The sequence below is a fragment of the Nocardioides sp. YIM B13467 genome (genome assembly GCF_042788075.1).
Classification (GTDB): domain Bacteria; phylum Actinomycetota; class Actinomycetes; order Propionibacteriales; family Nocardioidaceae; genus Nocardioides.
In genome coordinates this window covers 1,435,547-1,458,179 of the sequence record NZ_JBHZPJ010000046.1, presented here as the reverse complement: position 1 = coordinate 1,458,179, position 22,633 = coordinate 1,435,547, and the positions used below count along the sequence as shown (strand labels likewise).

23 protein-coding genes and 1 pseudogene are annotated in these 22,633 nt (G+C 68.5%); 13 read left to right on the top strand and 11 right to left on the bottom strand.

The window, feature by feature from the left end; all coding sequences use genetic code 11:
- Positions 1-59 precede the first annotated feature (59 nt).
- The 4 genes from ACFX43_RS14120 to lepB (ACFX43_RS14105) all read right to left on the bottom strand — a co-directional run bounded on the left by ACFX43_RS14120 (position 60) and on the right by lepB (ACFX43_RS14105) (position 3,758).
- Positions 60-1,061 (bottom strand): Abi-alpha family protein, encoded by a 1,002-nt coding sequence (locus ACFX43_RS14120; RefSeq protein WP_378824233.1) that lies wholly within the window; start codon positions 1,059-1,061, stop codon positions 60-62.
- On the bottom strand, positions 1,058-2,377 hold the full coding sequence (locus tag ACFX43_RS14115) for a hypothetical protein (protein WP_378824225.1): 1,320 nt from the start codon (positions 2,375-2,377) through the stop codon (positions 1,058-1,060). Before ACFX43_RS14115 ends, ACFX43_RS14120 begins: the two co-directional genes overlap by 4 nt.
- A gap of 125 nt (positions 2,378-2,502) precedes the next feature.
- Entirely contained in the window at positions 2,503-3,084 is a 582-nt protein-coding gene (gene lepB / locus ACFX43_RS14110; protein WP_378824221.1) for a signal peptidase I, read from the bottom strand.
- Entirely contained in the window at positions 3,081-3,758 is a 678-nt protein-coding gene (lepB, locus tag ACFX43_RS14105; protein WP_378824214.1) for a signal peptidase I, read from the bottom strand. The genes lepB (ACFX43_RS14110) and lepB (ACFX43_RS14105) overlap by 4 nt, the downstream gene beginning before the upstream one ends.
- Before the next feature lie 239 nt (positions 3,759-3,997).
- On the opposite strand from lepB (ACFX43_RS14105), the gene ACFX43_RS14100 reads away from it, so the two are divergent.
- The 6 genes from ACFX43_RS14100 (at position 3,998) to ACFX43_RS14075 (ending at position 8,336) form a co-directional block, all read left to right on the top strand.
- Positions 3,998-4,609 carry a DUF6230 family protein gene (locus ACFX43_RS14100; protein ID WP_378824207.1) on the top strand — a complete coding sequence of 204 codons (612 nt, stop codon included), beginning with the start codon at positions 3,998-4,000 and terminating at the stop codon, positions 4,607-4,609.
- Positions 4,610-4,694: 85 nt separating this feature from the next.
- Entirely contained in the window at positions 4,695-5,198 is a 504-nt protein-coding gene (locus ACFX43_RS14095; RefSeq protein WP_378824160.1) for a DUF6114 domain-containing protein, read from the top strand.
- The gene (locus ACFX43_RS14090) at positions 5,195-6,106 is read left to right on the top strand and encodes a DUF6230 family protein (protein WP_378824150.1); all 912 of its coding nucleotides are present in this window, start codon (positions 5,195-5,197) and stop codon (positions 6,104-6,106) included. Before ACFX43_RS14095 ends, ACFX43_RS14090 begins: the two co-directional genes overlap by 4 nt.
- Positions 6,103-6,582 (top strand): DUF6114 domain-containing protein, encoded by a 480-nt coding sequence (locus ACFX43_RS14085; RefSeq protein ID WP_378824133.1) that lies wholly within the window; start codon positions 6,103-6,105, stop codon positions 6,580-6,582. Before ACFX43_RS14090 ends, ACFX43_RS14085 begins: the two co-directional genes overlap by 4 nt.
- 6 nt (positions 6,583-6,588) lie before the next feature.
- A complete protein-coding gene (locus ACFX43_RS14080; protein WP_378824125.1) occupies positions 6,589-7,581 on the top strand; it encodes a hypothetical protein in 993 nt (330 codons plus the stop codon).
- On the top strand, positions 7,578-8,336 hold the full coding sequence (locus ACFX43_RS14075) for a DUF6230 family protein (RefSeq protein WP_378824118.1): 759 nt from the start codon (positions 7,578-7,580) through the stop codon (positions 8,334-8,336). The genes ACFX43_RS14080 and ACFX43_RS14075 overlap by 4 nt, the downstream gene beginning before the upstream one ends.
- A 215-nt stretch (positions 8,337-8,551) precedes the next feature.
- On the opposite strand, the gene ACFX43_RS14070 is transcribed toward ACFX43_RS14075, so the two are convergent.
- The 4 genes from ACFX43_RS14070 to dnaK form a co-directional block, all read right to left on the bottom strand.
- Positions 8,552-8,986, bottom strand: coding sequence for a heat shock protein transcriptional repressor HspR (locus ACFX43_RS14070; RefSeq protein WP_378824100.1), 435 nt, complete (start codon positions 8,984-8,986; stop codon positions 8,552-8,554).
- 2 nt (positions 8,987-8,988) lie between these two features.
- Positions 8,989-10,176: a DnaJ C-terminal domain-containing protein gene (locus ACFX43_RS14065; protein WP_378824073.1), complete on the bottom strand. Its 1,188-nt coding sequence runs from the start codon at positions 10,174-10,176 to the stop codon at positions 8,989-8,991.
- A gap of 95 nt (positions 10,177-10,271) precedes the next feature.
- Positions 10,272-10,973 carry a nucleotide exchange factor GrpE gene (grpE, locus tag ACFX43_RS14060; RefSeq protein WP_378824059.1) on the bottom strand — a complete coding sequence of 234 codons (702 nt, stop codon included), beginning with the start codon at positions 10,971-10,973 and terminating at the stop codon, positions 10,272-10,274.
- On the bottom strand, positions 10,970-12,829 hold the full coding sequence (gene dnaK, locus ACFX43_RS14055; protein WP_378824033.1) for a molecular chaperone DnaK: 1,860 nt from the start codon (positions 12,827-12,829) through the stop codon (positions 10,970-10,972). The genes grpE and dnaK overlap by 4 nt, the downstream gene beginning before the upstream one ends.
- Before the next feature lie 146 nt (positions 12,830-12,975).
- Here dnaK and ACFX43_RS14050 point away from each other — a divergent pair.
- The 5 genes and pseudogenes from ACFX43_RS14050 to egtD all read left to right on the top strand — a co-directional run.
- A pseudogene (locus ACFX43_RS14050) lies at positions 12,976-14,484 on the top strand (acetyl/propionyl/methylcrotonyl-CoA carboxylase subunit alpha); the annotation flags it as partial.
- A 299-nt stretch (positions 14,485-14,783) separates the two neighbouring features.
- Positions 14,784-15,365 carry an adenylate kinase gene (locus tag ACFX43_RS14045; protein WP_378824019.1) on the top strand — a complete coding sequence of 194 codons (582 nt, stop codon included), beginning with the start codon at positions 14,784-14,786 and terminating at the stop codon, positions 15,363-15,365.
- Between the two features lie 151 nt (positions 15,366-15,516).
- Positions 15,517-16,773, top strand: coding sequence for an ergothioneine biosynthesis protein EgtB (egtB, locus tag ACFX43_RS14040; protein WP_378824007.1), 1,257 nt, complete (start codon positions 15,517-15,519; stop codon positions 16,771-16,773).
- On the top strand, positions 16,770-17,240 hold the full coding sequence (locus tag ACFX43_RS14035) for a hypothetical protein (RefSeq protein ID WP_378823996.1): 471 nt from the start codon (positions 16,770-16,772) through the stop codon (positions 17,238-17,240). The genes egtB and ACFX43_RS14035 overlap by 4 nt, the downstream gene beginning before the upstream one ends.
- Complete coding sequence (gene egtD / locus ACFX43_RS14030) at positions 17,237-18,244, top strand: L-histidine N(alpha)-methyltransferase (protein WP_378823989.1); 1,008 nt, start codon at positions 17,237-17,239, stop codon at positions 18,242-18,244. Before ACFX43_RS14035 ends, egtD begins: the two co-directional genes overlap by 4 nt.
- A gap of 27 nt (positions 18,245-18,271) precedes the next feature.
- On the opposite strand, the gene ACFX43_RS14025 is transcribed toward egtD, so the two are convergent.
- Positions 18,272-18,949 carry a TetR family transcriptional regulator gene (locus ACFX43_RS14025; protein ID WP_378823983.1) on the bottom strand — a complete coding sequence of 226 codons (678 nt, stop codon included), beginning with the start codon at positions 18,947-18,949 and terminating at the stop codon, positions 18,272-18,274.
- Between the two features lie 70 nt (positions 18,950-19,019).
- Here ACFX43_RS14025 and ACFX43_RS14020 point away from each other — a divergent pair, with 70 nt between their 5' ends.
- Positions 19,020-19,871, top strand: coding sequence for a 3-hydroxybutyryl-CoA dehydrogenase (locus ACFX43_RS14020; protein WP_378823976.1), 852 nt, complete (start codon positions 19,020-19,022; stop codon positions 19,869-19,871).
- Positions 19,872-19,901: 30 nt separating this feature from the next.
- Positions 19,902-21,065 carry an acyl-CoA dehydrogenase family protein gene (locus ACFX43_RS14015; protein ID WP_378823932.1) on the top strand — a complete coding sequence of 388 codons (1,164 nt, stop codon included), beginning with the start codon at positions 19,902-19,904 and terminating at the stop codon, positions 21,063-21,065.
- A 7-nt stretch (positions 21,066-21,072) separates the two neighbouring features.
- On the opposite strand, the gene ACFX43_RS14010 is transcribed toward ACFX43_RS14015, so the two are convergent.
- On the bottom strand, positions 21,073-21,291 hold the full coding sequence (locus tag ACFX43_RS14010; RefSeq protein ID WP_378823908.1) for a hypothetical protein: 219 nt from the start codon (positions 21,289-21,291) through the stop codon (positions 21,073-21,075).
- Positions 21,292-21,293: 2 nt separating this feature from the next.
- Positions 21,294-22,577 carry a sensor histidine kinase gene (locus tag ACFX43_RS14005; protein ID WP_378823902.1) on the bottom strand — a complete coding sequence of 428 codons (1,284 nt, stop codon included), beginning with the start codon at positions 22,575-22,577 and terminating at the stop codon, positions 21,294-21,296.
- Between the last annotated feature and the right edge of the window lie 56 nt (positions 22,578-22,633).

Below are 22,633 nucleotides of genomic sequence, written 5' to 3'. Positions count from 1 at the left end.
CCAGACCGTCAGTATGCGTACCCTACCCACAGGCGAACGCAAACACCCTGAAGCGTCTGCTATTCGGTTGAGGCTTCCGTCGCCGCGCCGGGCGGGATCTCATGGCTCGGTAGCCGGTCGAGATCCTCGACGTCGGCGAAGCAGGCCCGGGCGAAGTCCTGCCCGAACGGAGTCAGGTGGATCGAGCGCCGCTTGATCCGGGCACCACCCTTGGCGTGAAGAGCCGCGAGTACGTCGGGTTGCGCCTCGACCACCTGGTAGCGGATCAGCTCGCTGACCGGGTCCTCGGACTGCCAGACCAGGCCGAGCCGGGTCAGGTTGTTGAGGTACTGCGGCACCAGCGACGGGTAACGCACGCTGGCCTGCGCTCCGATCATGGTCAGTCCCCGCGCGATCATCCGAGCTCCGCGCAGATGGCCGATCAGACCGCCCTCGACCACATCGACGGCCGGCTGCGGGCCGCCCTTGAGCATCAGCACCAGGATGCGGGCCTCGTCGGGGGCCAGCTCGTTGAGGATCGACACGAAGGCCGGGTGACGCTCGTTCTCGTCCCATACGTCGCGCGAGCGGCGCAGCAGCTCCTCGCCGGTCCGCCGCAGTCGGTCGGGTTCCGTGCCCGGGGCGACTCCGTTGACCCGCGCGGCACGACCCTCCATCGCCGCCCTCGCGCTCTCGGCGGCCGGCAGCGCGAACCGCTCCAGCAGACCCGTGACCGGGTTGCCCGTGGCGACCCGCTTCGCGAGGGCGGTCACCTGGCGGGCGTTGGTCGCCACGTCCTCGGTGAGCCGGACCGCCTCGTCTGGATCGACGACCGCCTTCGCGACCCGCCCCACCCCTCGGGCGTACGTCCTCAGCCCCCAGCCCGCGGTGTGGGCGACCGTGACCGCGGAGATCCTGAGCAGGCCCGGGAGGACCTCCATGGCATCGTCGACGAGACCGCCGCTCGGGGCCGGCGTGGGCATGCGGTGCATCCCCTCCCGACCGTCGACGAGCTCTTCGGGCGGCTCGATCGAGCGAGGTCGACGGGCCCCCGGCTCGGTGTTGATGTGGAGGGCGCTCACAGCACGTTCCACCATTCGAAGACCGCCACGTGCAGAAACCCGCCCGCCAGCCCCATGATCGCCCCGTGGGCGTAGAGCAGCCACTCGTCCTCCTTGATCGCGGCTCTCATCATCTCAACGAAGGTCTTCGGGGGCAGCGCCCTGCACCGGTCGGCGATCAGCCGGCGGATGTTGCACGACTGCTGCTGACTGAAGGCGGCGTCGCGCAGCGGGGTGAGCGTGTAGTCGACGGCCTGCTCGGCGACCGAGGACCGGATCGCATCGAACCTCCTGGTCCCGACGGCGACCCGGACCGCACCGTAGGCCGGTCCGACCGCGGCGTTGACCGCCGGCTCGAGGGCCGAGGCGAGCATCTGGCGGGTGCGGTCACCGGACGGCCCGTTGAGGAGATGCTCGCCGATGTGCTCGAGCGTGATCACGTCCTTGGCGATGTGCTTGCCGTAGACGTCGGAGGCCTGCCACTGCCGCCGCGCGAAGAGCGCCTGGATCTTGAACGGCCCGATCCGCCTGGGCTCGGCGGGCTCGAAGATGAGCAGCATGCCGAGCAGGTTGGTCGTCCAGCCGACCAGCACACCGAGGATCGGCAGCAGCCACCAGATGTGGAAGGCCTGGTCGACGACGGCGACCGGGATGCCGAGCAGGAAGCCGAAGATCGCCCCGAAGACGACCATCATCCGCAGCTCGCGGGCCCCGAAGTCCTTGAAGATCCGCACGATGATCGAGGGATCCTTCTCGAAGTTCTCGATCACCATGATCTTCGGGTCGAAGATCTGGTCGATGTGGTTGCCGATCTCGACGGTCACGTCACCGACGACCTCCGGGAGCCGGTCCTGGACCCGCTGGATCACGACCGTACGCAGCGGGCGCGGCAGATCGCGCCAGAACCGGGGATGCTCACGCCACATGATCTCGTCGACGAGCAGCGGGATCTCCGGACGGAAGACGTCGACGATGTGGGCGGCGATCTTGTCCGGCTCGAGCTGCTCGTAGAAGTCACGGGCAGTCGCCATCTGCGACAGCGCCCGGTCGACGGCGATCGAGCCCATCTTCGCGGCCCGCGCCGGCACGATCCCCTGCCAGCCGAGCCCGCCGCGCAGGATGCCCGGGATCTCCTGGACCTTGCGCGGCAGCGAGCCGGCGATCTGCTTGAGCCCCGGGACGGTGATCCCGTGGAAATGGATCGGGGAGAAGAGCATCCACAGCCCCGACCAGTTGATGAGCCAGCCGATCACGGCGGTGAAGATCGGGACCGACCAGAACTCGAACCAGTTGAACTCGCCTAGCAGGGTCAACCCCGCCGAAATGGTGTTAGACACAAGACCTGACCTTCATTTCCTCATCCACGAGACCGCCCCAGGTTCAAGCGGTGTCGTGGTCTCCCTGGCGCGAAGGCTAGTCCACCGTTTGACAACTTGGGGCAAAATGTCCACCGATCACCCAGTTATCGATCCAAAGATCGAGCGGGTTCGACGGGAGCGAGTCGTACGTCCCGGGTGATCATCCCGTTCCGACGGAGGGGGAGCATTCGGAAGACAACCCTGCCATGGACGGCCTCGGCATCGACGAAACCGAAGCTGCGCGAGTCGGTGGAGGCGCTCCAGTTGTCGCCGAGGAGCCAGTAGGCGTCCTCGGGAACCGTCAGCCACTCCAGCTCGGCACCAGCCTCGGCGGACCATGCCGGGTTCTCGACCACATAGGTCTCGTCCTCGCCCGCGGGCCGGACCAGCACCCGCGCATCACGGGAGACCGAGACCCGGTCACCGGGCATCCCGATCACCCGCTTGAGGATCCGGGTGCCACCACCGGACACAGCGCTCGGGGCGTCCGCCTCGACGACGTCGAAGCGTTCGATCTCGTCATGGGTCCAGAACTCGAGGAACATCCGGTCGCCGTTCTTCAGCGTCGGCTCCATGCTCGTGCCGTCGACGGTGACGGAGAAGGCGAGTGCGGCGACCACCAGGACCAGTGCGACGAAGGCCACGACCGCGGCGGCGACACCGCTCGCCGCGAGGATCCTCCTCACGGCCGTTGGTCCAGCCCGGCGACAGGCGCGGCCACCTCGACCAGCTCGACGCCACCGTCACCGAATCCGCCGAACGCGCCGGCCGGGAGCAACCGCAGCCAGGCCTTGCCGGAGACGTCCGCCACCGGCAGGAAGCCGAACCCGCGGGAGTCGGTCGAGCCTCCCCAGTTGTCCCCGAGGACCCACAGCGAATCGCGCGGGACGGTCACCCAGGCTCCGGACGCGGCATCGTCGTCGTACGTCCCGTCCGGCTCGCAGCACATGCCCGCCGCGGCCCCGATCCGGGCCGGCCAGGCGGGGTTGTCGACCCGGTAGACGTCGGCGGACCCGGCGGGGCTCACGTAGACGACCGGCTTCTCGCCTCCGACGATCGCGACCCGGTCGCCGGGCATCCCGATCACCCGCTTGACCACCTGTGACCCACCGCCGAAGCGTTCCGGTCCAGGCTCGATGCCCTGAACCAGGTCGAAGCGTTGGATGTCGTCGTTGTGCAGCGGGTCGAGCAGGATCCGCTCGCCGGAGACCATCGTCGGCTCCATGCTGCGCCCCTTGACCGTGAACGAGCCGAAGAGCGCGGCGACGACGACGGTCATCACCAGTAGGAACGCCACCAGCGCGACCCACCCGACGGCCGTTGCGGCGAAGCCGCGTTCGTCAGCGAGACGCGCATTCATAGGTCTTCCGAACACAACCAGACCCTCTTTCGGGCAGATCGATGACAGCGAAGACAAACCCACGCAAGGATCACCTCACTCGGTAGACATTTAGGGATCAAATGTCCAGATTTGCTTGACCGTAGCACGTGGTGACCGTCACAGTCTGTGATGCCACCCAGGGTATTAGGGGCCGTGGGCGGCGCACTTTTCTCGGGTTCATCAGCCCGTGAGGGACGGGTTCCAACGAGGGAGCACATATGAACAAGATGGGGCATACCAGTCTCGGCCGCTTCGCGGCCGTGACGCTGCCGGCGGCGGTCGTCTCCGCCGGCATGGGGTACGCGATGCTGTCCGGCATGGTCGGAGCGGTCATCTCGTCCACCGGCGGGTTCGACATGAGCACGAGCCTCACGGCCGACGCGCTGAAGATGCGCACCGGCGCCACTGAGATCGGCTCTGCCGGCAACAACCAGGGCACGATCTACGCTGAGACGCAAGGGTCTGTCGCCAACGGACTCGATGTCGTCACCCCCGCGGTCGAGGTCCTCCCGGGCCTGAGCCTCAACCTGGGGATCACGTCGAGCGACCCGGCGATCGACTTGGGCGACGTGGCACTGAACGCTGCCTCGCTCAACACTCCGGAGGGCGCCACCATGGCCAACGTCACCCTGGGTCAGTCGCAGGCCGACGCCGGCTTCGACCCGGGCGACCCCGGCTACGTGGCGGACGGCTTCGCACTCCAGGCCGCGCAGACCGCCGGCCAGAGTGGCGAGCAGGAGCTGAACAACCTGTCGGCGAAGGCGTACGCGGTCCAGCTCAGCTCGCTGAGCCTCAGCAACCTGTCGATCCAGCTCAACCCCACCCCGTAGTACTCCAACCCAGCAGCCAGTAGTCGTTGGCGGGCGTTCCGGAGCGCCCGCCAACACCACTGCCCCAGCCCCCGCCGGAGAACCCATGCCTGACAAGACGCCGATCGACCCCGAAGCACCCACCGTGACCACCTCAGCCGCCGCCCCCACTCCGCGTGGATTCAGGGGATTCCGGCGCACTCGCCCCTTCTGGGGAAGCCTGATCCTGCTGTGGTCGTCATGGCTGATCGGGTCCTCGATGCTCTCCAAGCAGCTCGACTTCACGATCTTCGCAGCCTTCGGCGACAGGACCCTGCCGCCGGTGCTGATCTCCTTCACCATGGCCGCCGCGGCGCTGATCGCGATGTTCATGCCGGCGCAGCGGACGTTCCCGGGGATCGTCTCGGTCGCGCTCGCGATCGCGGCACTCCCCCTTGCGAACCTCGGCGGCCTGATCATCGGCACCGTCGCCGGTGTCACCGGTGGCGCGCTGATCGTCGCCTGGACCCCCTACACCGACGAGCAGCTGACCAAGATCGCCGAGAAGGACGCCCGCAAGCGCGCCCGCAAGGCGGCTCGCAAGCCGGCCCGGAGCGGAGCGACCGCATGAGCCCCCGCGCCCGCCGCTTCGAGCGGTCCGACCCCTGGGGCGAGGAGTCCGGCGTGCTCGGCGCGTGGGGCCGGCTCACCGGCCGCATCTACCGCGCTGCGTACGCCGCCATCGACCGTGCCGCGGAGCAGTCGGCACAGATGAAGGCGGATGCGGAGTCCGTGCGTCGCGGCAGCCGCAAGCGCTCGCTGCCGCTGATGATCGTCGGGAGCGCCGCCCTCCTGGCCATGTTCGGCGCGGTCTCGCAGAACGCCCTGGCGGTCAACTTCACCACCGGTAACGCCAAGTTCAAGCTCTACTCCAACTACCTCGACGCCGAGCACGCCGCGGGCTATCTCGCCCCGACCAGCCGCCAGGGGGCCACGGACTGCGATCCCGGGGTCGCCGACATACAGACCCAGTGCGGTGTCACCGAGCTCGGCATCCACGAGGCCAAGCTCGCCGGTCTGTGCGGGATCGCCACCGAGAACATCCCGCTCGTCGGGAGCTACTCGCTGATGATCACCGCCGGCGACGACATCCCGGACAGCTACAGCGGCAGCACGATCCCGACGGGCACCACCACCGACCCGAGCACGGGCAAGCTCACCGACGGCAGCCTCGGCAACGCGATCTCCGCGACCAACCTGTTCATCAACGCCGATGCGCTCAGCGGCTACGGGAACAAGATCTCCGGCATGAACCTCGGCCAGTCGGCCGAGACCGTCGGTGACTCCGCCGGACTCACCTTCGAGGGCAACGCCAACCAGCTGCCCAAGGCAGGCGCCTTCGGCCTCTACGCCCGCCAGCTCAACGTGGCCGGCCTCAACGGAAACAGCTACGGACTCAACCTCAAGGGCAACATCACCCTGCCGGAGCTGAACATCAAGGTCGTCCCCGGGGCCAGGACGCAGGCCGACTGCTCATGACCGCATCCAACACCCGGTCGTTGACAGACGACCTCGGCTTCTCCACCGACTCCCGGCCGGAGAACGTACGCCGCAACCGGCTCGGCGCGTTCGTGGCAGCGGTCCGCTCGTGGTTCCGCGCGTGGCGGCGTACCCGACCTTTCTGGGGCGCGTTGTGGCTCATCGTGGCCGGCACCTGGATCATCTACTGGATGTCGTTCGACATCGGCATCGCGCTGACCGGCGGCTGGTCGTACTCCGCCGGCTACGTCATGGGCGGAGCGCTGATCATGTTCGGGCTGGTCACCTGGCTGGCACCGCACTACAAGTCGCTCTCGGGGATCGTCGCGTTCCTGATCGCGCTCGGTGCGTTCCCGACTGCGAACCTGGGCGGCTTCGTCCTCGGCTCCGTCCTCGGCATCATCGGCGGCTCGATGATCTGGTCCTGGGGCGAGAAGAAGCCGCGGCCGTCCAAGCGTGTCACCTCCGGCGGCTGATCCGCCGTGTCCCACCAGCTCACCGTCGGCAGGCAACGCCTCGTCGTCGTCACCGCGATCGCGCTCCTCATCATGTCCTCGGCACTGTGGCCGTCACCCGACGACCGGGCGGAGGCGAACAGCCAGAACAACAGCTATCAGCCGTTCCAGTGCGACCAGCCGGGCAGCAGCAACCCGCAGCAACGACGGCAGGTCGTGCCGCTCAAGAACAGTGGCGACAACGGCACCTTCCAGAGCCGCCTCTTCGGGACCCGGATGTTCCCCTGCCTGTCCGGGACGCGGTGGATCCTGACCGCGGGCGAGCCGAACGGGAGCAGCACCACCAACGTCGCCGCCGACGTGCGTGGCATCTACACCAACAGCAGCGACGGCAACTGCGACAGCAACAAGGGCTTCACCTACTACTACGCCGCCACCGGCTCCATGTGCCTGTTCCAGATCGCCTTCAGCGACCTGGTCTTCCGCGGCAACGTCGCCTCGTTCGGCGCTCCGGTGCTCTCCGCGAGGTCGACGACGGCGCCCGCCCCCAGTGCGAAGGTGGCGCACACCCTCCGGATCGCTCCGGACGGTCCGTTCACCGTCGGCGGGCCGGGCGTGAAGACGAACCTGCTCACCACCGGCGACTCCTGGGTGGCGATCCCGTGGAGAACGGTCACCAACCTGGCCGGCATCCTCATCATCGCCGCCGGCCTGACCACGACCTCGCAGAAGAACACCATCTGCACCGCCGGCTGGAACGGCGACTCGTGCCGGATGAAGATCCGGACGCTCGCCGGCGACGGCACCGGCGGCTGGAACGACCTGGTCACCGCGATCCTCAGCGGCCTCGCGGCCGGTGGCGACTACAACATCCTGGCGGCGAACCTGGAGTTCTACTACCTGTTCACCCACGACAACAACGCAGGCAACGACCCGTACGTCTATCCCCCGGGCGGCACCACGAACCCGCTCAACTCGATCCAGCTTCCCAACACGACGATCACGGTGACCGCGGGATGAGCACGTACGGGACACGATGGCGCCGCATGGTCGCGGCGACGACTGTCGGCTTCGGCCTGCTCGCCGGGATGGTCGCGACGATGGGCTCCTCCGCGTCCGCGGTCTTCAGCCCGACGCTGACGATCAACAACGGCAGCTCGACGTTCTCCTCGACCAACATCCACGCCGCCGACGCGGCCTTCGGCACCTCGCTGGTGCAGACCCAGGCGGCCGCCAGCAGCGGCGGCGACTGGACGCCGGTCCTGCGTGCCGGCTTCGCGAGCGCGACGATGAACGGCTTCTGCCTCTCCCGGGTGGAGGAGGTCGGGATGCTCGGCAGCTACACGATCAGGCTCACCTCCGGGGACGACGACCCGGCGACCAACGAGATCAACGCCCAGATGGCCGTCTTCGACATCACCCAGCTCCGTGCCGCGGCCGCCCCGGGGATCAACCTGCAGGGGGTCGCCCAGATCGGGCTGGCCTCGACCGACCTGACCACCAACCCGGGAAGCGCACCGTACGCCGCCAACCCGATGGGTCTGCCCCAGGCGTTCGACTCGAGGTGGTACCAGGCGAGCGGCAACGGCGGACACAACAACGGCCAGGGTTTCACCGGCATCGACGCGACCGTCGCCGACCTCAACTCCGTCTACGGCGACGTCTGGCAGGCCCAGATCGAGGGCAAGGTGACCCTGCCGAACCTGGAGATCGAGCTGCTTCCGGGCAACCAGTCCTGCAAGGCGGCAGCGCAGGCCGGGACGTTCCCCAACTGAAGGCGCCGGCCGCTGAGTTCGCTTGAAAATTGGAAGGACCCGGCGGGTCCGTCTCGGGTCGGCTCCACCGGGTCCGCCGCGTGTGCCCCGACCATATGGGGGTTGGTCCGACACCCGCGGCTTACTCATCAGTATGCGGGTATTGCACCAACATCGGTTTTAACCGAAATCCACAACTCGCCAACAGCATTCCTGTGATCTCATAGCAAACAGTGCTACTGCTGCTGGCGCCGCCAGACCACGATCGCCTGTCCTGGCGGGGCCTGGCGAACCGCAGGAAGCCTGCTGGTCGGGCCCTTCGGTTCGGGCGCTGCCGCCCGCGCCTGGGCGAGCGCCTCGCGGGTCGCGGCCAGCTCGTGCAGCAGCTCCTCGTTGCGCCGGCGCAGGGCGTCGACGTGCTGCTCGAGAGCGAGGATGCGACGCACGCCCTCGATGCCGATGCCGGCCGCGGTCAGGTCCGCGATCGAGCGCAGCAGCTCGATGTCGTGGAAGGAGTAGCGGCGCCCGCCGCCCCCGGTGCGACCCGGGGTGATCAGGCCCATCCGCTCATAGGTCCGCAGCGTCTGCGGGTGCAGCCCGGTCAGCTCCGCGGCGACGCTGATCACGTAGACCGCGGCATCCGGCGCCGGGCTGCCGAATCCGTCACTCATCATCACTCCTCGAGAAGAGACGTACGCAGGGGCTTGCCGGCCATCGCGGCCCGATAGGCCTCGACGGCAGCCTTGGCGTCAGCGTCGAGCACGGCCGGGATCTGCACCTCGACGGTCGCGAGCAGGTCACCCACGGTGCCGTCCGCGCGGCGGAACCCCTTGCCGCGGACCCGGAACGTACGCCCGTTGGGGGTCCCCGCGGGGATCCGCAGCGTCACCGGCGAGCCCGACAGCGTCGGCAGCTTGGCCTCGGCACCGAGAGCCAGCTCGTCGAAGCCGACCGGCACGTCGATGGTGAGGTTGTCGTCCTTGCGGCCGAAGACGCGGTGGGGCGTGACGTGCACGGTGACGTACAGGTCACCGGCAGGGCCGCCGTTCTCACCGGCGGCACCCTTGCCCTTGAGCCGGATCCGCTGACGGTCCTTGACGCCGGCCGGGATGCGCGCCTGGATGGTGCGCGCGGAGGTGCCGCGACCGGAGCCGTGGCAGGTCGGGCAGGCCTCGTCGTAGATCAGCTGGCGGCCACCGCAGCGCGGGCAGGTCTCGTTCATCGAGAACGCCCCGCCGACGGAGTTGACGACGTAGCCGGCCCCCTCGCACTCGGGGCAGACCCGCGGCTTGGTGCCAGGCTTGCCCCCGGTGCCGTTGCAGTCGGGACAGGCGGCGTCCGAGGTCAGCCGCAACGAGATGGTCACGCCGTCGAGCGCGTCGGTGAACCCGATCGTGGCGCTCGTCTCGACATCGGCACCCTTGATCGGCCGAGCCCTCGGGGTCGTACGCCGTCCGCCGAAGCCTCCGCCGGCGCTGCCGGCTCCCCCGAAGAGGTCGCCGAACATGTCGCCGAGGCCACCGCCCTGGGCGCCACCGCCGCCGAAGAGGTCATCGAAGTTGTAGCCGCGGCCGCCGCCCGTACCGAAGCCGCCCGGGAACCCGCCCGAGGCGCCGAGGGTGCGGACCTCGTCGTACTTCTTGCGCTTCTCGGCATCGCCGATGACGTCGTAGGCCTCGGCTACCTTCTTGAACTTCTCGTGCTTGGCGTCGTCGCCCGGGTTGGAGTCGGGGTGGTTGGCCCGCGCGAGCTTGCGATAGGCCTTCTTGATGTCGTCGCCCGAGGCGTCCTTCTTGACACCCAGCTCGGCGTAGTAGTCCTTGTTGATCCAGTCCGGCCGGATCCCGTCGTTCTCAGCCACCTAGCCCCTCCTCCCTTCTTCTCGGCGGCCGAGGCGGTCGATGTCATCTCGACAAGCTCGATGCACCGCTCGACAGCCTCGGCCACCCATCGTTGTCACTCCGGGTCGACGACCAGGACCTGCGCGGCCCTGACCACCCGGTCGCCGATCATGTAGCCGGCCTTGGCGACCAGCTTGACCGAGGTCTCCTCGACGTCCGGGTCGGTGCCCATGTGGCTGAGCGCCTCGTGACGGTTGGGATCGAAGACGTCGCCCGGCTCACCGAACTTCTTCAGACCCAGGTTGGTCACGATCTTCTCGAGCTGGTCGGCGACGGCCTTGAAGCCGCCGTCTACCTCGCCGTGCTCGCGGGCACGGTCGATGGTGTCGAGCACCTCCACGATCGGAGCGAGCACCTTGTAGGTCGCGTTCTGCGAGACCAGCTCGCGGTCACGGTCGACCCGCTTCTTGTAGTTGACGTACTCGGCCTGCAGACGCTGCAGGTCCGTGGTCAGCTCGGCGACCCGCTTGTCGACCTCGTCGGCGGCATCGCCCATGAAGTCCACCTCGCTGTCGTCCTCGATCACGTCCTCCTCGTCGTCTGCCTCGTCCGCCTTGTCCTCCGCCTCTTCGGCAGAGCCATCCTCGTCGGATCCTGCCTCGGCGGCGGCGTCGTCCGAGTCCGGGGCGTCGCCCTCAGGAGCGTCCACCTCGGAGCCCTCGGTCGACTCCTCAAGGTCGTCGGTCTCGGGCGGCGGGGCCTCGGCGGCCGTCTCCTCGACGGCCTCCTCCGCCCCGCCGGGGCGGCGCTTCGTCACTTCTTGTCGCCCTCTTCACCCTCGACGGGCTCGTCGACGATCTCGGCGTCGACGACGTCGTCGTCGGCCTCGCCGGTCGCACCGGTGGCACCGCCGGCAGCGGACTGCTCGGCCTCGGCCGCGGCGTACATGGCCGCGCCCATCTTCTGCGAGGACTCACCGAGCTTGGTGATCGCGGTCTGGATGGCGTCCTTGTCGGCCTCGGCGTCCTCGAGGACCTTCTTCAGGGCGTCCAGGTCGGCCTGCACCTCGGTCTTCACGTCGTCCGGAACCTTGTCGCCGGAGTCGGTGATGAACTTCTCGGTGGTGTAGACGAGGCTGTCACCCTGGTTGCGGATCTCGATGGACTCGCGACGCTTGGCGTCCTCCTCGGCGTACTGCTCCGCCTCCTTGACCATGCGGTCGATGTCGTCCTTCGACAGCGCGGAGCCGCCGGAGATCGTCATGGACTGCTCGCGGCCCGAGGCCTGGTCCTTGGCGGAGACGTGCACGATGCCGTTGGCGTCGATGTCGAAGGCGACCTCGATCTTCGGCACGCCACGCGGCGCCGGCGGGAGGCCGGTGAGCTCGAAGTTGCCCAGCGGCTGGTTCTCCGACCACATCGGGCGCTCGCCCTGGGCGACCTTGATCTCGACGCTCGGCTGGTTGTCGTCAGCCGTGGTGAAGATCTCGGAGCGCTTGGTCGGGATGGTGGTGTTGCGCTCGATCAGGGTGGTGAAGACACCGCCCTTGGTCTCGATGCCGAGGCTCAGCGGGGTGACGTCGAGGAGCAGTACGTCCTTGACCTCGCCCTTCAGCACGCCGGCCTGCAGCGCGGCGCCGACGGCGACGACCTCGTCGGGGTTGACGCCCTTGTTGGGCTCCTTGCCACCGAGCAGGCTCTTGACCAGGTCGGTCACGGCCGGCATCCGGGTCGAACCGCCGACCAGGACGACGTGGTCGATGTCCTTGAGGGCGACGCCGGCGTCCTTGAGGACGGACTCGAACGGCTTCTTGGTGCGGTCGAGCAGGTCGGCGGTGATCTTCTGGAACTCCGCCCGGGTCAGGGTCTCCTCGAAGTGGAGGGGGCCGGACTCACCGTGGGTGATGTAGGGCAGGTGGATCGAGGTGTTCTGGCTCGAGGAGAGCTCGATCTTCGCCTTCTCGGCGGCCTCCTGGAGGCGCTGCGCGGCGATCTTGTCGGCGGCCAGGTCGACACCGTTGGCGGCCTTGAACTTCGCGACCATCCACTTGACGATCGCGTTGTCCCAGTCGTCACCACCGAGGTGGTTGTCACCGGAGGTCGCCTTGACCTCGACGACACCCTCACCGATCTCGAGCAGGGACACGTCGAACGTGCCGCCACCGAGGTCGAAGACGAGGATGGTCTGGTCGTCGCCCTTGTCGAGGCCGTAGGCCAGCGCGGCGGCGGTGGGCTCGTTGACGATGCGGGAGACGTTGAGGCCCGCGATCTCACCGGCCTCCTTGGTGGCCTGGCGCTGGGCGTCGGAGAAGTAGGCCGGGACGGTGATGACCGCGTCGGTCACCGTCTCGCCGAGGTAGGCCTCGGCGTCGCGCTTGAGCTTCTGCAGGACGAACGCGCTGATCTGCTGCGGCGTGAAGTCCTTGTCGTCGATGGACACCTTCCAGTCGGTGCCCATGTGACGCTTGACCGACTTGATCGTGCGGTCCACGTTGGTGACGGCCTGGCGCTTGGCGACCTCACCGACCAGCACCTCACCGGACTTGCTGAACGCGACCACGGAAGGCGTCGTACGGGCGCCTTCGGCATTCGCGATGACGGTGGCCTCGCCACCCTCCAGAACCGAGACGACCGAGTTGGTGGTCCCGAGGTCGATACCGACGGCACGTGCCATCTTTGCTACCTCCGCTTGTTGAAGCTGTGTGTATGTGGAAATCCGGGGAGCCCCGGAAGCCTGTGGTCTGCACCGCCCTGGCGGCTGCTGCCGCCGAGTGTTGCAAACAAGTTGAGTCGAATCAACTCAACTTCGTTCACTGTCCACAACGAANCGACTTCGCCACCGCGGTGATCGAGGCCGGGCTGACCTGGATCGGGCCCTCCCCCGAGGCCATCGACGCCCTGGGTGACAAGGCCAAGGCCAAGCAGATCGCTTTGAAGGCCGGTGCCCCGTTGGCGCCGGGCCTCAAGGACCCCGTCAAGGACGCCACCGAGATCACCGCCTTCGCGAAAGAGTACGGCCTCCCGGTCGCGATCAAGGCCGTCTTCGGGGGCGGTGGCCGTGGCCTGAAGGTCGCCCGGACCCTGGAAGAGATCCCCGACCTCTACGAATCCGCCGTCCGTGAAGCCGTGGGTGCCTTCGGTCGCGGTGAGTGTCTGGTGGAGAAGTTCCTCGACCGCCCCCGTCACGTCGAGACCCAGTGCCTGGCCGACACCCACGGCAACGTCGTCGTCGTCTCCACCCGTGACTGCTCGCTGCAGCGTCGCCACCAGAAGCTGGTCGAGGAAGCCCCCGCACCGTTCCTGACCGACGAGCAGAACAAGCGCCTGTATGAGTCCTCCAAGGCCATCTTGCGCGAGGCCGGCTACGTCGGCGCCGGGACCTGTGAGTTCCTGGTCGCCGCCGATGGCACCATCTCCTTCCTCGAGGTCAACACCCGCCTCCAGGTCGAACACTGCGTCTCCGAGGAAGTCACCGGCATCGACCTGGTCCGGGAGATGTTCCGCATCGCCGCCGGCGAGGAGCTCGGCTATGAGGACCCTGAGGTCCGCGGCCACTCCATCGAGTTCCGCATCAACGCCGAAGACGGCGGCAACAACTTCATGCCGGCCCCCGGCACCCTGACCGAGTGGGCACCGCCGGCCGGGCCCGGCGTACGCCTGGACGGGGGCTATGAGAAGGGCGAGACCATCCCGGGCTCGTTCGACTCGTTGATCGCCAAGCTGATCGTCTCCGGCCGCGACCGCACCCAGGCCCTGGAGCGCTCCCGCCGGGCACTCGATGAGTTCCAGGTCGACGGCATGCCCACCGTCATCCCGTTCCACCAGGCCGTGGTCACCGACCCCGCCTACACCGCCGAAAACGGCTCCTTCGAGGTCTACACCACCTGGATCGAGACCGACTTCGACAACCAGATCACCCCCTACGCCGGCACTGCCGGTGAACCCGCCGACGACGGCTCAGGCGGCGAGCGGCAGACCGTGATCGTCGAGGTCGGCGGCAAACGCCTCAACGTCTCCCTACCCGCCGGACTCGGCGGCCTCGCGGTCGGCAACAGCAGCGCAGGGGCTGCGAAGAAGCCCAAGCGGTCCGCGAAGAAGACCGGCGCGGCCGCCTCCGGCGACTCGGTCACCTCCCCCATGCAAGGCACCATCGTCAAGATCGCGGTCGAAGAAGGCCAAGAAGTCACCGAAGGCGACGTCGTCGTGGTCATCGAGGCCATGAAGATGGAACAACCCCTCAAAGCCCACAAAACCGGCACCATCACCGGCCTCAACGCCACCGTCGGCGAGACCGTCGCCAACGGCGCCATCATCGCCGAGATCAAGTAGCTGAAGGGACCTGTGATGACACCAGCGCCTGCAACTCTCCCCAGGCCGCAGTCACGTGGCAACGTGAGCACGCAGTGGCTCGCGACGGCGCCGCAGACACAGCCCCGACACTCTCGCCACCGGTCGCCCTGGGGGACCGTACACATCCGAAGGAACGGCTCCCAACGTACGGCGTGCGGAGAACCGACGGCGCTCTGGTACACCTTCTGGGAGCTCCCCGTCGACATGACGTCTCCCGAGATGTGCCGGTCGTGCGCGCAACGTGCCGCAGGCGATCACGCGGCCATGGCGGGTCGCTGATGCGGATCATCATCATGGGCCCACCCGGCGCTGGTAAGGGCACCCAGGCCAAGCACCTCGCCCAGCACTTCGGCATCCCGGCCATCTCCACCGGCGACATCTTCCGCGCCAACGTATCGCTGGCCACTCCACTCGGCCTGGAGGCCAAGCGCTACCTGGACGCCGGCGAGTACGTGCCGGACGAGATCACCAACAACATGGTCCGCGACCGGATCGGCGAGCCCGACGCGGCCAACGGCTTCCTTCTCGACGGCTATCCCCGCACGCTTGCACAGGTCGAGGAGCTCGACGGGATGATCAAGCCCACCGGCCACGGCCTCGACTCCGTCATCAGCCTTGTCGTCGACGAGGACGAGGTCGTCGAGCGGCTGCTGCAGCGTGCCCAGATCGAGGGCCGCGCCGATGACACCGAGGACATCATCCGACGCCGTCAAGAGATCTACCTCGAGCAGACCGCGCCGCTCATCGACGCCTACCGCAGCCGAGGCCTCATCGTCGAGGTCGACGGTCTCGGCGAGGTCGACGAGGTCACCAAGCGGATCCTCAGCGCCTGCGATTCATCCGCAGAAGCCATCTGCTGACACCGAACGGTGTGAGACCGGTTGCCACGACCGGGCCCGGTATGGGCCCGGTCGTGGCAACCGCTAAAAGCGCGTGGCGCGGGTTGGGCGACCAGGCAGAGTAGTTCGTAGCACTCGCCGTACTCGACCTTCCACCGTCAGGAGACGTGAGATGGACACGACCACCGCGATCGCCCGCTTCGACGAAGTCCGGGCCGACACCGAACGCCTCGCCGCGCCCCTCTCCCCCGAGGACCAGACGGTCCAGTCGATGCCGGATGTCTCGCCGACCAAATGGCATCGCGCGCACGTGACCTGGTTCTTCGAGACATTCGTGCTGGCGGAGAACGAGCCCGGCTTCACACCCTTCCAGGACAAGTACTGGTTTCTCTTCAACAGCTACTACGAGCAGGTAGGGCCGCGGTACGCGAGGCCGATGCGTGGCGTGATCAGCCGCCCCGGCGCGTACGAGGTCGGCGACTACCGGCGCAACGTCGACGACCGGGTCAGGGACCTGCTCGACCGCGTGGACGAGGGCACGTTCGCCAAGCTCGCTCCGACCATCGAGCTCGGCTTCCACCACGAGCAGCAGCACCAGGAGCTGCTCCTGATGGACATCAAGCACGTGCTGTCGCTCAACCCGCTGCAGCCGACCTACGCCGGGCGGCCGGTCGCGGCCGACGGGACCGACCGGCTGGGCTGGGTCGACTTCGACGGCGGCCTGGTCGAGATCGGGTCCGAGGGCGGTGGGTTCTGCTTCGACAACGAGCTGCCACGCCATCAGCAGTGGCTGGAGCCGTACCGGCTCGCCGACCGGTTGATCACCAACGGCGAGTGGCTGGAGTTCATGGCCGACGGTGGCTACCGGCGCCCTGAGCTGTGGCTCTCCGACGGGTGGGCGCGGGTCAACGCCGAGGCCTGGGACGCGCCCTTCTACTGGCGCGAGGCCGACGGGGAGTGGTTCGAGCACACCCTGCACGGCACCTCACCGCTCGACCCGGGCCTACCGGTCTGCCACCTGAGCCACTACGAGGCCGACGCGTACGCCACCTGGGCCGGCAAGCGCCTCCCCACCGAGGCCGAGTGGGAGCACGCCGCCCGGACCTACGAGGTGGTCGGCAACCTCGCCGACCGGGACAGCTTCCACCCGCGCGCGGCCGGCCCCTCGACCGGCGGCCTGCGACAGCTCTTCGGGGACTGCTGGGAGTGGACCTCCTCGGCGTACCTGCCCTACCCGGGCTTCCACCCCGCCGCCGGCGCGATCGGCGAGTACAACGGAAAGTTCATGTCGAACCAGATGGTGCTCCGCGGCGGCTGCGCGCTCACCCCGCCGGGACACACCCGAGCCTCGTACCGCAACTTCTTCCCGCCTGGTGCGCGCTGGCCGGTCACCGGCCTCCGGCTCGCCGACGACGGGCGTCGTGCGTGATTTGGTCGGCTGCCGTCACCTGTGCCCATCGCGGCATCCTCGGACCGCCCCAGACGCACGTCGACTGGGCCTGTCATCACGACTACTGCCCCGCTCCGCTGCGACTGGGTCCATGGACCGCCGCGGTCAGCGGCACCATCGACGACTCGTGGACGCTCATCCTCGACAAGGCGCAGCAGGAGAGCCTGCCGGTCGGCTCTGCCGTGGTCCAGATCGCCAACGAGATCGCGGTCGGCGGCTACTCGGTACTCCTCAGTGACGGGGAGGACCTCGCCCTGCTGACCGGCGACGACGGCAGCCACCTGGTCGAGCCGGCGGCCTGGGAGTACGTCGTCAGCAGCCGTCCGCTCGCAGGAGCTCCGTCCACCTCGATCCCGCCGCGCACCATCGGCGTCCTCAGCCCGTGCGGGCCCACCTGGTGGCGACTCGACACACCGCTTCACAACCCGAAGGAGAACCCCGCGTGACCCTCGACAGCAACGGCCAGACCAGCACCAGCACACCAGCCGGGGGCAGGCTCACCACCCTGTTGACCGCCGAGGACCTGCGTCAAAGCCTTGCGGAGGACGCCCGCACCGGCCTGAGTGCGTCGCCGAAGTGGCTGCCACCGAAGTACTTCTACGACCAGCGCGGCTCGGAGCTGTTCGAGGAGATCACCCGGCTGCCCGAGTACTACCCGACCCGCACCGAACGGGCACTCTTGACCGAGCATGCGCGCGAGATCGCCGAGGCCTCCGACGCCGAGGTACTTCTCGAGCTCGGATCCGGCTCCTCGGAGAAGACCCGGCTCCTGCTCGATGCGCTGACGCAGACAGGTCGCCTGACGACATATGTCCCCGTCGATGTCAGCGCCAGCGCGCTCACCCAGGCGATGGACGCACTCGCCGAGGAGCGGCCCGGGCTCGCGCTGCACGGTGTCGTCGCCGACTTCGACCAGCACCTCGCGCAGCTGCCGACCCCGGGACGCCGGATGATCGCACTGCTCGGCAGCACGCTGGGCAACTACGACCGCCCCGGCCGCGAACGGTTCCTCGGATCGGTCGCCGCCGCCATGCAGCCCGGTGAAGGTCTGCTGCTCGGGCTGGACCTGGTCAAGGACCCCGGGAAGCTGGTCGCCGCCTACGACGATTCCGCCGGTGTGACCGCCGAGTTCAACCTCAACGCGCTGCGCGTTCTCAACCAGAGCCTGGGCGCCGACTTCGACCTCGACCGGTTCCGGCACCTGGCGCGTTGGAACACCGACGAGGAGCGGATCGAGATGCGACTCGTCGCACAGGAATCCACCCGCGTGGAGCTGCGCGAGCTCGACCTCGTCATCAAGTTCGACGAAGGCGAAGAGCTCCTCACCGAGCTGTCCTGCAAGTTCCGACGAAGCATCGCCGCACTCGAGCTCGCCGCGGCGGGCTTCCGCGACCTTCGCTGGTGGACCGATCCGGAGGAGGCGTACGCGCTCGTTCTGGCCAAGCGCTGAGCACGACCGCTCCGCCGGACTCTCGGCTCACGGCGCTTCGTCGTCGAGCAGCGGCTGCAGCTGAGCCTGGATGGCGGCGGGTGTGGCCGAGGTGCGCAGGACGACCACGGTCGAGGACGGCTCGAGCCCTGAGGGCTGATAGCGCTCGAGGGCGACCCGCATCGCCTGGTCGAACTCACTCTCGGGGTCGGAGGTCTGGTCCCGGAGCCAGCGGCGGAGCACGTAGTTGTGCGCGGTCACGAGGTCGGCGGCCAGCAGGTCGGCGCGCAGATGCCCGTCGGGCAGGTGGGCCATCCACTCCCGAAGCCAGCGCGCGAACAGCCGCTGGTACTGCTGGATGCCACCCGTCTCCCGGGCACGAAGGGCGGGCACCGAGCCGACCAGGCGGTAGCGCGCACGCGCCAGCTCCCCCTCGTCGAGGTAGTGACGCAGCACCACCCGGGTGGCCTCGCTCAGCGCGAGCGCACGCGTAGCCGGGGTCGCGGCGGCCAGACGCTCGTCGATGCGACCGAGCAGCTGGTCGTGCTCGGGGAAGATCACGTCGTCCTTGGACCCGAACGCGCGGAAGAAGGTCGTACGCCCGACGCCGGCGCGACGCGCGATGTCCTCGGCGGTCGTCGCGTCGAAGCCGCGCTCCTCGAACAGTTCGTACGCCGCGGCGACCAAGCGATCCTTCGTCGTCGCTGATCGAGGTTTCTCGCTCATGACCTGAACCTACTTGTTGGTACGCCGTTCCGTCTATAAGGTACGGCGTACCAACAACAGGAGGCTGCACATGAACGGGTTCAACCGCATCGGCGTCGTCGGCGCCGGACTGATGGGTGCCGGCATCGCCGAGGTCGCCGCACGCGCCGGCAAGGACGTCGTCCTCATCGATGCCAACCCCGCGGCCGCCGAGGCCGGCCTCGACCGGCTGCGGGCCTCCCTCGAACGGGCCGAGCAGCGCGGCAAGATCAGCGATGCGGCCGAGGTGCTGGAGCGCATCACTGTCAGCAGCGACCTCGAAGCACTCGCCGACCGCGACCTGGTCATCGAGGCGATCGTCGAGGACGAAGCCGCCAAGACTGCGCTGTTCACCCGGCTCGACGCCATCGTCACCGACCCCGAGGCCGTGCTTGCCTCCAATACCTCCTCCATCCCGATCATGAAGCTCGCGGTCGCCACCGAGCGGCCAGCGCAGGTGATCGGGCTGCACTTCTTCAACCCGGTCCCCGTGCTCTCCCTGGTGGAGCTCGTGCCCAGCCTGCTGACCGCTCCGGAGACCACCGACCGCGTGCGTACGTTCGTCGAGAAGGACCTGGGCAAGCACCCCATCGACTCCCAGGACCGGGCGGGCTTCGTGGTCAACGCGCTGCTGATCCCGTTCGTGCTCTCCGCGATCCGGATGCTGGAGTCCGGGTTCGCGACCGCCGAGGACATCGACCAGGGCCTCGTACGCGGCGCGGCCCACCCCCAAGGACCACTTGCGCTCGCGGACCTCATCGGGCTGGACACGACCAAGGCCGTGGCCGAGTCGCTCTACGAGGAGTTCAAGGAGCCGCTCTACGCCCCGCCCCCGCTCCTCGCGCGGATGGTCGACGCCGGTCTGCTCGGCCGCAAGACCGGGCGCGGCTTCTACCACTACTGACCCACCGACCCAGCCATCGAAGGAGGCACCATGACCGACGACTTTCCCTACCTCGAGCTCGCCGAGCACCACGTCGACCTGCGCGAGGCCGTGCGCGCGGTCGCACTGAACAAGATCGCTCCCTACGCCGCCGACGTCGACGCCAGCAGCCGGTTCCCGACCGAGGCCTACGACGCGCTCGTCGCCTCCGGGTTCCACGCGGCCCACGTACCGGAGGAGTACGGCGGCGAGGGCGCCGACGCCTTGGCGACCTGCATCATCATCGAGGAGATCGCCCGTGTGTGCGCCTCCTCGTCCCTGATCCCCGCGGTCAACAAGCTCGGCAGCCTCCCGCTCATCCTGGCCGGCTCCGAGAGCCTCAACCAGCGATATCTCCCGCCGCTCGCCGCCGGCACCTCGACGTTCTCCTACGCCCTCTCCGAGCGCGAGGCCGGCTCCGACACCGCCTCCATGACGACCCGCGCCGTCCTCGACGGCGACCACTGGGTGCTGAGCGGCCAGAAGTCGTGGATCAGCAACGCCGGCATCTCCGACTACTACACCGTCCTCGCCGTCACCGACCCTGCCGGTCGGCGCGGGTCCAACGTGAGTGCCTTCGTCGTGGAGAAGAGCGACGAGGGGTTCACCATCGGCGCCCCCGAGAAGAAGCTGGGCATCAAGGGCTCCCCCACCTGCGAGCTGATGTTCGACGCCGTCTACCTGCCCGGCGACCGCATCATCGGCGAACCCGGCACCGGCCTCCAGCTCGCCCTCCGCACCCTGGACCACACCCGCATCACCATCGCCGCCCAAGCCGTCGGCATCGCCCAGGGCGCCCTCGACCACGCACTGGCCTATGTCCAGGAACGCCAGCAGTTCGGCAAGCACATCGCCGACTTCCAGGGGATCCAGTTCATGCTCGCCGACATGGCCATGAAGCTCGAGGCCGCCCGCCAGCTCGTCTACATCGCCGCCGCCAAGTCCCAGCGGCACGCCGGCGACCTGCCCTTCTTCGGGGCAGCCGCCAAATGCTTCGCCAGCGACACCGCCATGGAGATCACCGTCGACGCCGTCCAGCTCCTCGGCGGAGCCGGCTACACCCAGGACTTCCCCCTCGAACGCATGATGCGCGACGCCAAGATCACCCAGATCTACGAAGGCACCAACCAGATCCAGCGCCTGGTGATGGCACGCCAGCTGCTCGGGAAGCGGTAGCCGCGGTTCAGCTCGCCCGGCAGTCGTCCCACGTCTCGTAGGCCGAGTCGTCGGCGTACGTCCAACGGGCCTCCTCGACGGTGCCGTAGTAGGTCGTCGGCTCGGTGGACGGCGTGGGCGCCGGGTCCACCTGGACCGTGACGTTCATGCAGGCGCTGGTGACGGCTCCGAGCAGAACCACGGGGGCGAGAGCTCGTACGCCGGGCCACGTCGATGCTGTTCTCATGCTCACTCCTCAAACGGTAGGTCCGTGGGCCGCCCCAGCAGCGGGTCGCCTTCTGGGGGCGAGTCGGTGCGCCCGGCCGAGCGGTTCATGGCGTGGTCGGGGAGCCAGAGCACGAAGGTGCTCCCGGCCGAGCCGTGGCTGACCAGCACGAGCCGACCCTCGTGGCTCTCGGCGATCTGGCGGGCGATGGAGAGACCTAGACCCGATCCGTCGGCGACCGCGTCGTCGCCGGACGTACCGTTCCCCCGGTAGAACCGGTCGAAGACGCGGTCCTGGTTGGCCTCGTCGATCCCCGGTCCCTCGTCGGCCACCGCGGCCCAGGCCCAGCCGTCGCGGCTGCCCATGCCGACCGTGAGGGTGGTGCCGGCCGGGGCGAGCCTGACCGCGTTGGACAGGAGGTTGGCCATGACGCGCTGCAGCGCGTCGGGGTCGCCGACGACGACCGGTCCACCATGGCTGCGCTCGACCACGCTGAGGCCGCGTGCCTCTGCCGGCAGCCGGTACTCCCGAACGGCAGCGGCGACGGCTCCGGCCAGGTCGACCTGACGGTCGGTGAAGGCCTCCGAGCGGCTGCGGGCGATGGCCAGCAGGTCCTCGAGGAGGCGGCGCATGCGGCGGGTCGCCTGGAGCACGACCAGGCTGGCCTCGCGCCGTTCGGGAATCGTGGAGCGGTCGTTGGCGAGGACGGCCTCGACGTTGGTGTGGATGAGGGAGACCGGGTTGCGCAGCTCGTGGGAGACGTCCTCGACGAATCGGCGCTGGTCGGAGAACGCCCGGTCGAGGCGGGCGAGCATGGAGTCGATGGTGTCGGCGAGCGTACGCAGCTCGTCGTGCGGTCCGGTCGCGCCGATGCGCCGGGTGAGGTCGGAGGCGTTGATCTCCTGGGCGGTGCGGGTGATCGCGCCGACCGGGCGCAGCGCGCGCCCGGCCACCCACCAGCCGATGGCCAGGCTGAGGACGAACATCACGATCAGCGCGATGATCGAGTAGTTGCGCAGCGTCTGGAGCGAGGCGTAGTTGACCGCCTCCTGGACATCGGCGAAGTCCGCGGCCTGGAACTCCTGCCCCGGCTTGTAGACGATGTGGCCGTCCTCGGTCTCGAACTTCTTGACCGTCACCGGGTCCAGCGGCGCGGCGCTGATGCTGCTGGAGAGCGCGAGATAGACCCCGGCGAGCAGCAGCGCGGTCACCCCGAACAGGAGCGAGGAGTACGTCAGGGTCAGCCGCACCCGCACCGTACGGAGCCAGCGGGGCAACCGCACCAGCCGGCCCGAGCGCTCGCTCATGCCGCCGCCTCCGTAGCGAAGGGCGGAGAATACGGAATCGGCGGCCTGAGGCCTAC

Excerpts from the sequence above, each read along its gene's own strand:
- ACFX43_RS14015 (WP_378823932.1), top strand. The coding sequence starts at position 19,902 with ATGACCGACGACTTTCCCTACCTCGAGCTCGCCGAGCACCACGTCGAC.
- ACFX43_RS14090 (WP_378824150.1), top strand. The coding sequence starts at position 5,195 with ATGAGCCCCCGCGCCCGCCGCTTCGAGCGGTCCGACCCCTGGGGCGAG.
- ACFX43_RS14020 (WP_378823976.1), top strand. The coding sequence starts at position 19,020 with ATGAACGGGTTCAACCGCATCGGCGTCGTCGGCGCCGGACTGATGGGT.
- lepB (WP_378824214.1), bottom strand. The coding sequence starts at position 3,758 with ATGAATGCGCGTCTCGCTGACGAACGCGGCTTCGCCGCAACGGCCGTC.
- ACFX43_RS14005 (WP_378823902.1), bottom strand. The coding sequence starts at position 22,577 with ATGAGCGAGCGCTCGGGCCGGCTGGTGCGGTTGCCCCGCTGGCTCCGT.
- ACFX43_RS14025 (WP_378823983.1), bottom strand. The coding sequence starts at position 18,949 with ATGAGCGAGAAACCTCGATCAGCGACGACGAAGGATCGCTTGGTCGCC.
- ACFX43_RS14085 (WP_378824133.1), top strand. The coding sequence starts at position 6,103 with ATGACCGCATCCAACACCCGGTCGTTGACAGACGACCTCGGCTTCTCC.
- ACFX43_RS14045 (WP_378824019.1), top strand. The coding sequence starts at position 14,784 with ATGCGGATCATCATCATGGGCCCACCCGGCGCTGGTAAGGGCACCCAG.
- dnaK (WP_378824033.1), bottom strand. The coding sequence starts at position 12,829 with ATGGCACGTGCCGTCGGTATCGACCTCGGGACCACCAACTCGGTCGTC.
- ACFX43_RS14010 (WP_378823908.1), bottom strand. The coding sequence starts at position 21,291 with ATGAGAACAGCATCGACGTGGCCCGGCGTACGAGCTCTCGCCCCCGTG.
- ACFX43_RS14095 (WP_378824160.1), top strand. The coding sequence starts at position 4,695 with ATGCCTGACAAGACGCCGATCGACCCCGAAGCACCCACCGTGACCACC.
- ACFX43_RS14070 (WP_378824100.1), bottom strand. The coding sequence starts at position 8,986 with ATGAGTGACGGATTCGGCAGCCCGGCGCCGGATGCCGCGGTCTACGTG.
- ACFX43_RS14100 (WP_378824207.1), top strand. The coding sequence starts at position 3,998 with ATGAACAAGATGGGGCATACCAGTCTCGGCCGCTTCGCGGCCGTGACG.
- egtB (WP_378824007.1), top strand. The coding sequence starts at position 15,517 with ATGGACACGACCACCGCGATCGCCCGCTTCGACGAAGTCCGGGCCGAC.
- ACFX43_RS14075 (WP_378824118.1), top strand. The coding sequence starts at position 7,578 with ATGAGCACGTACGGGACACGATGGCGCCGCATGGTCGCGGCGACGACT.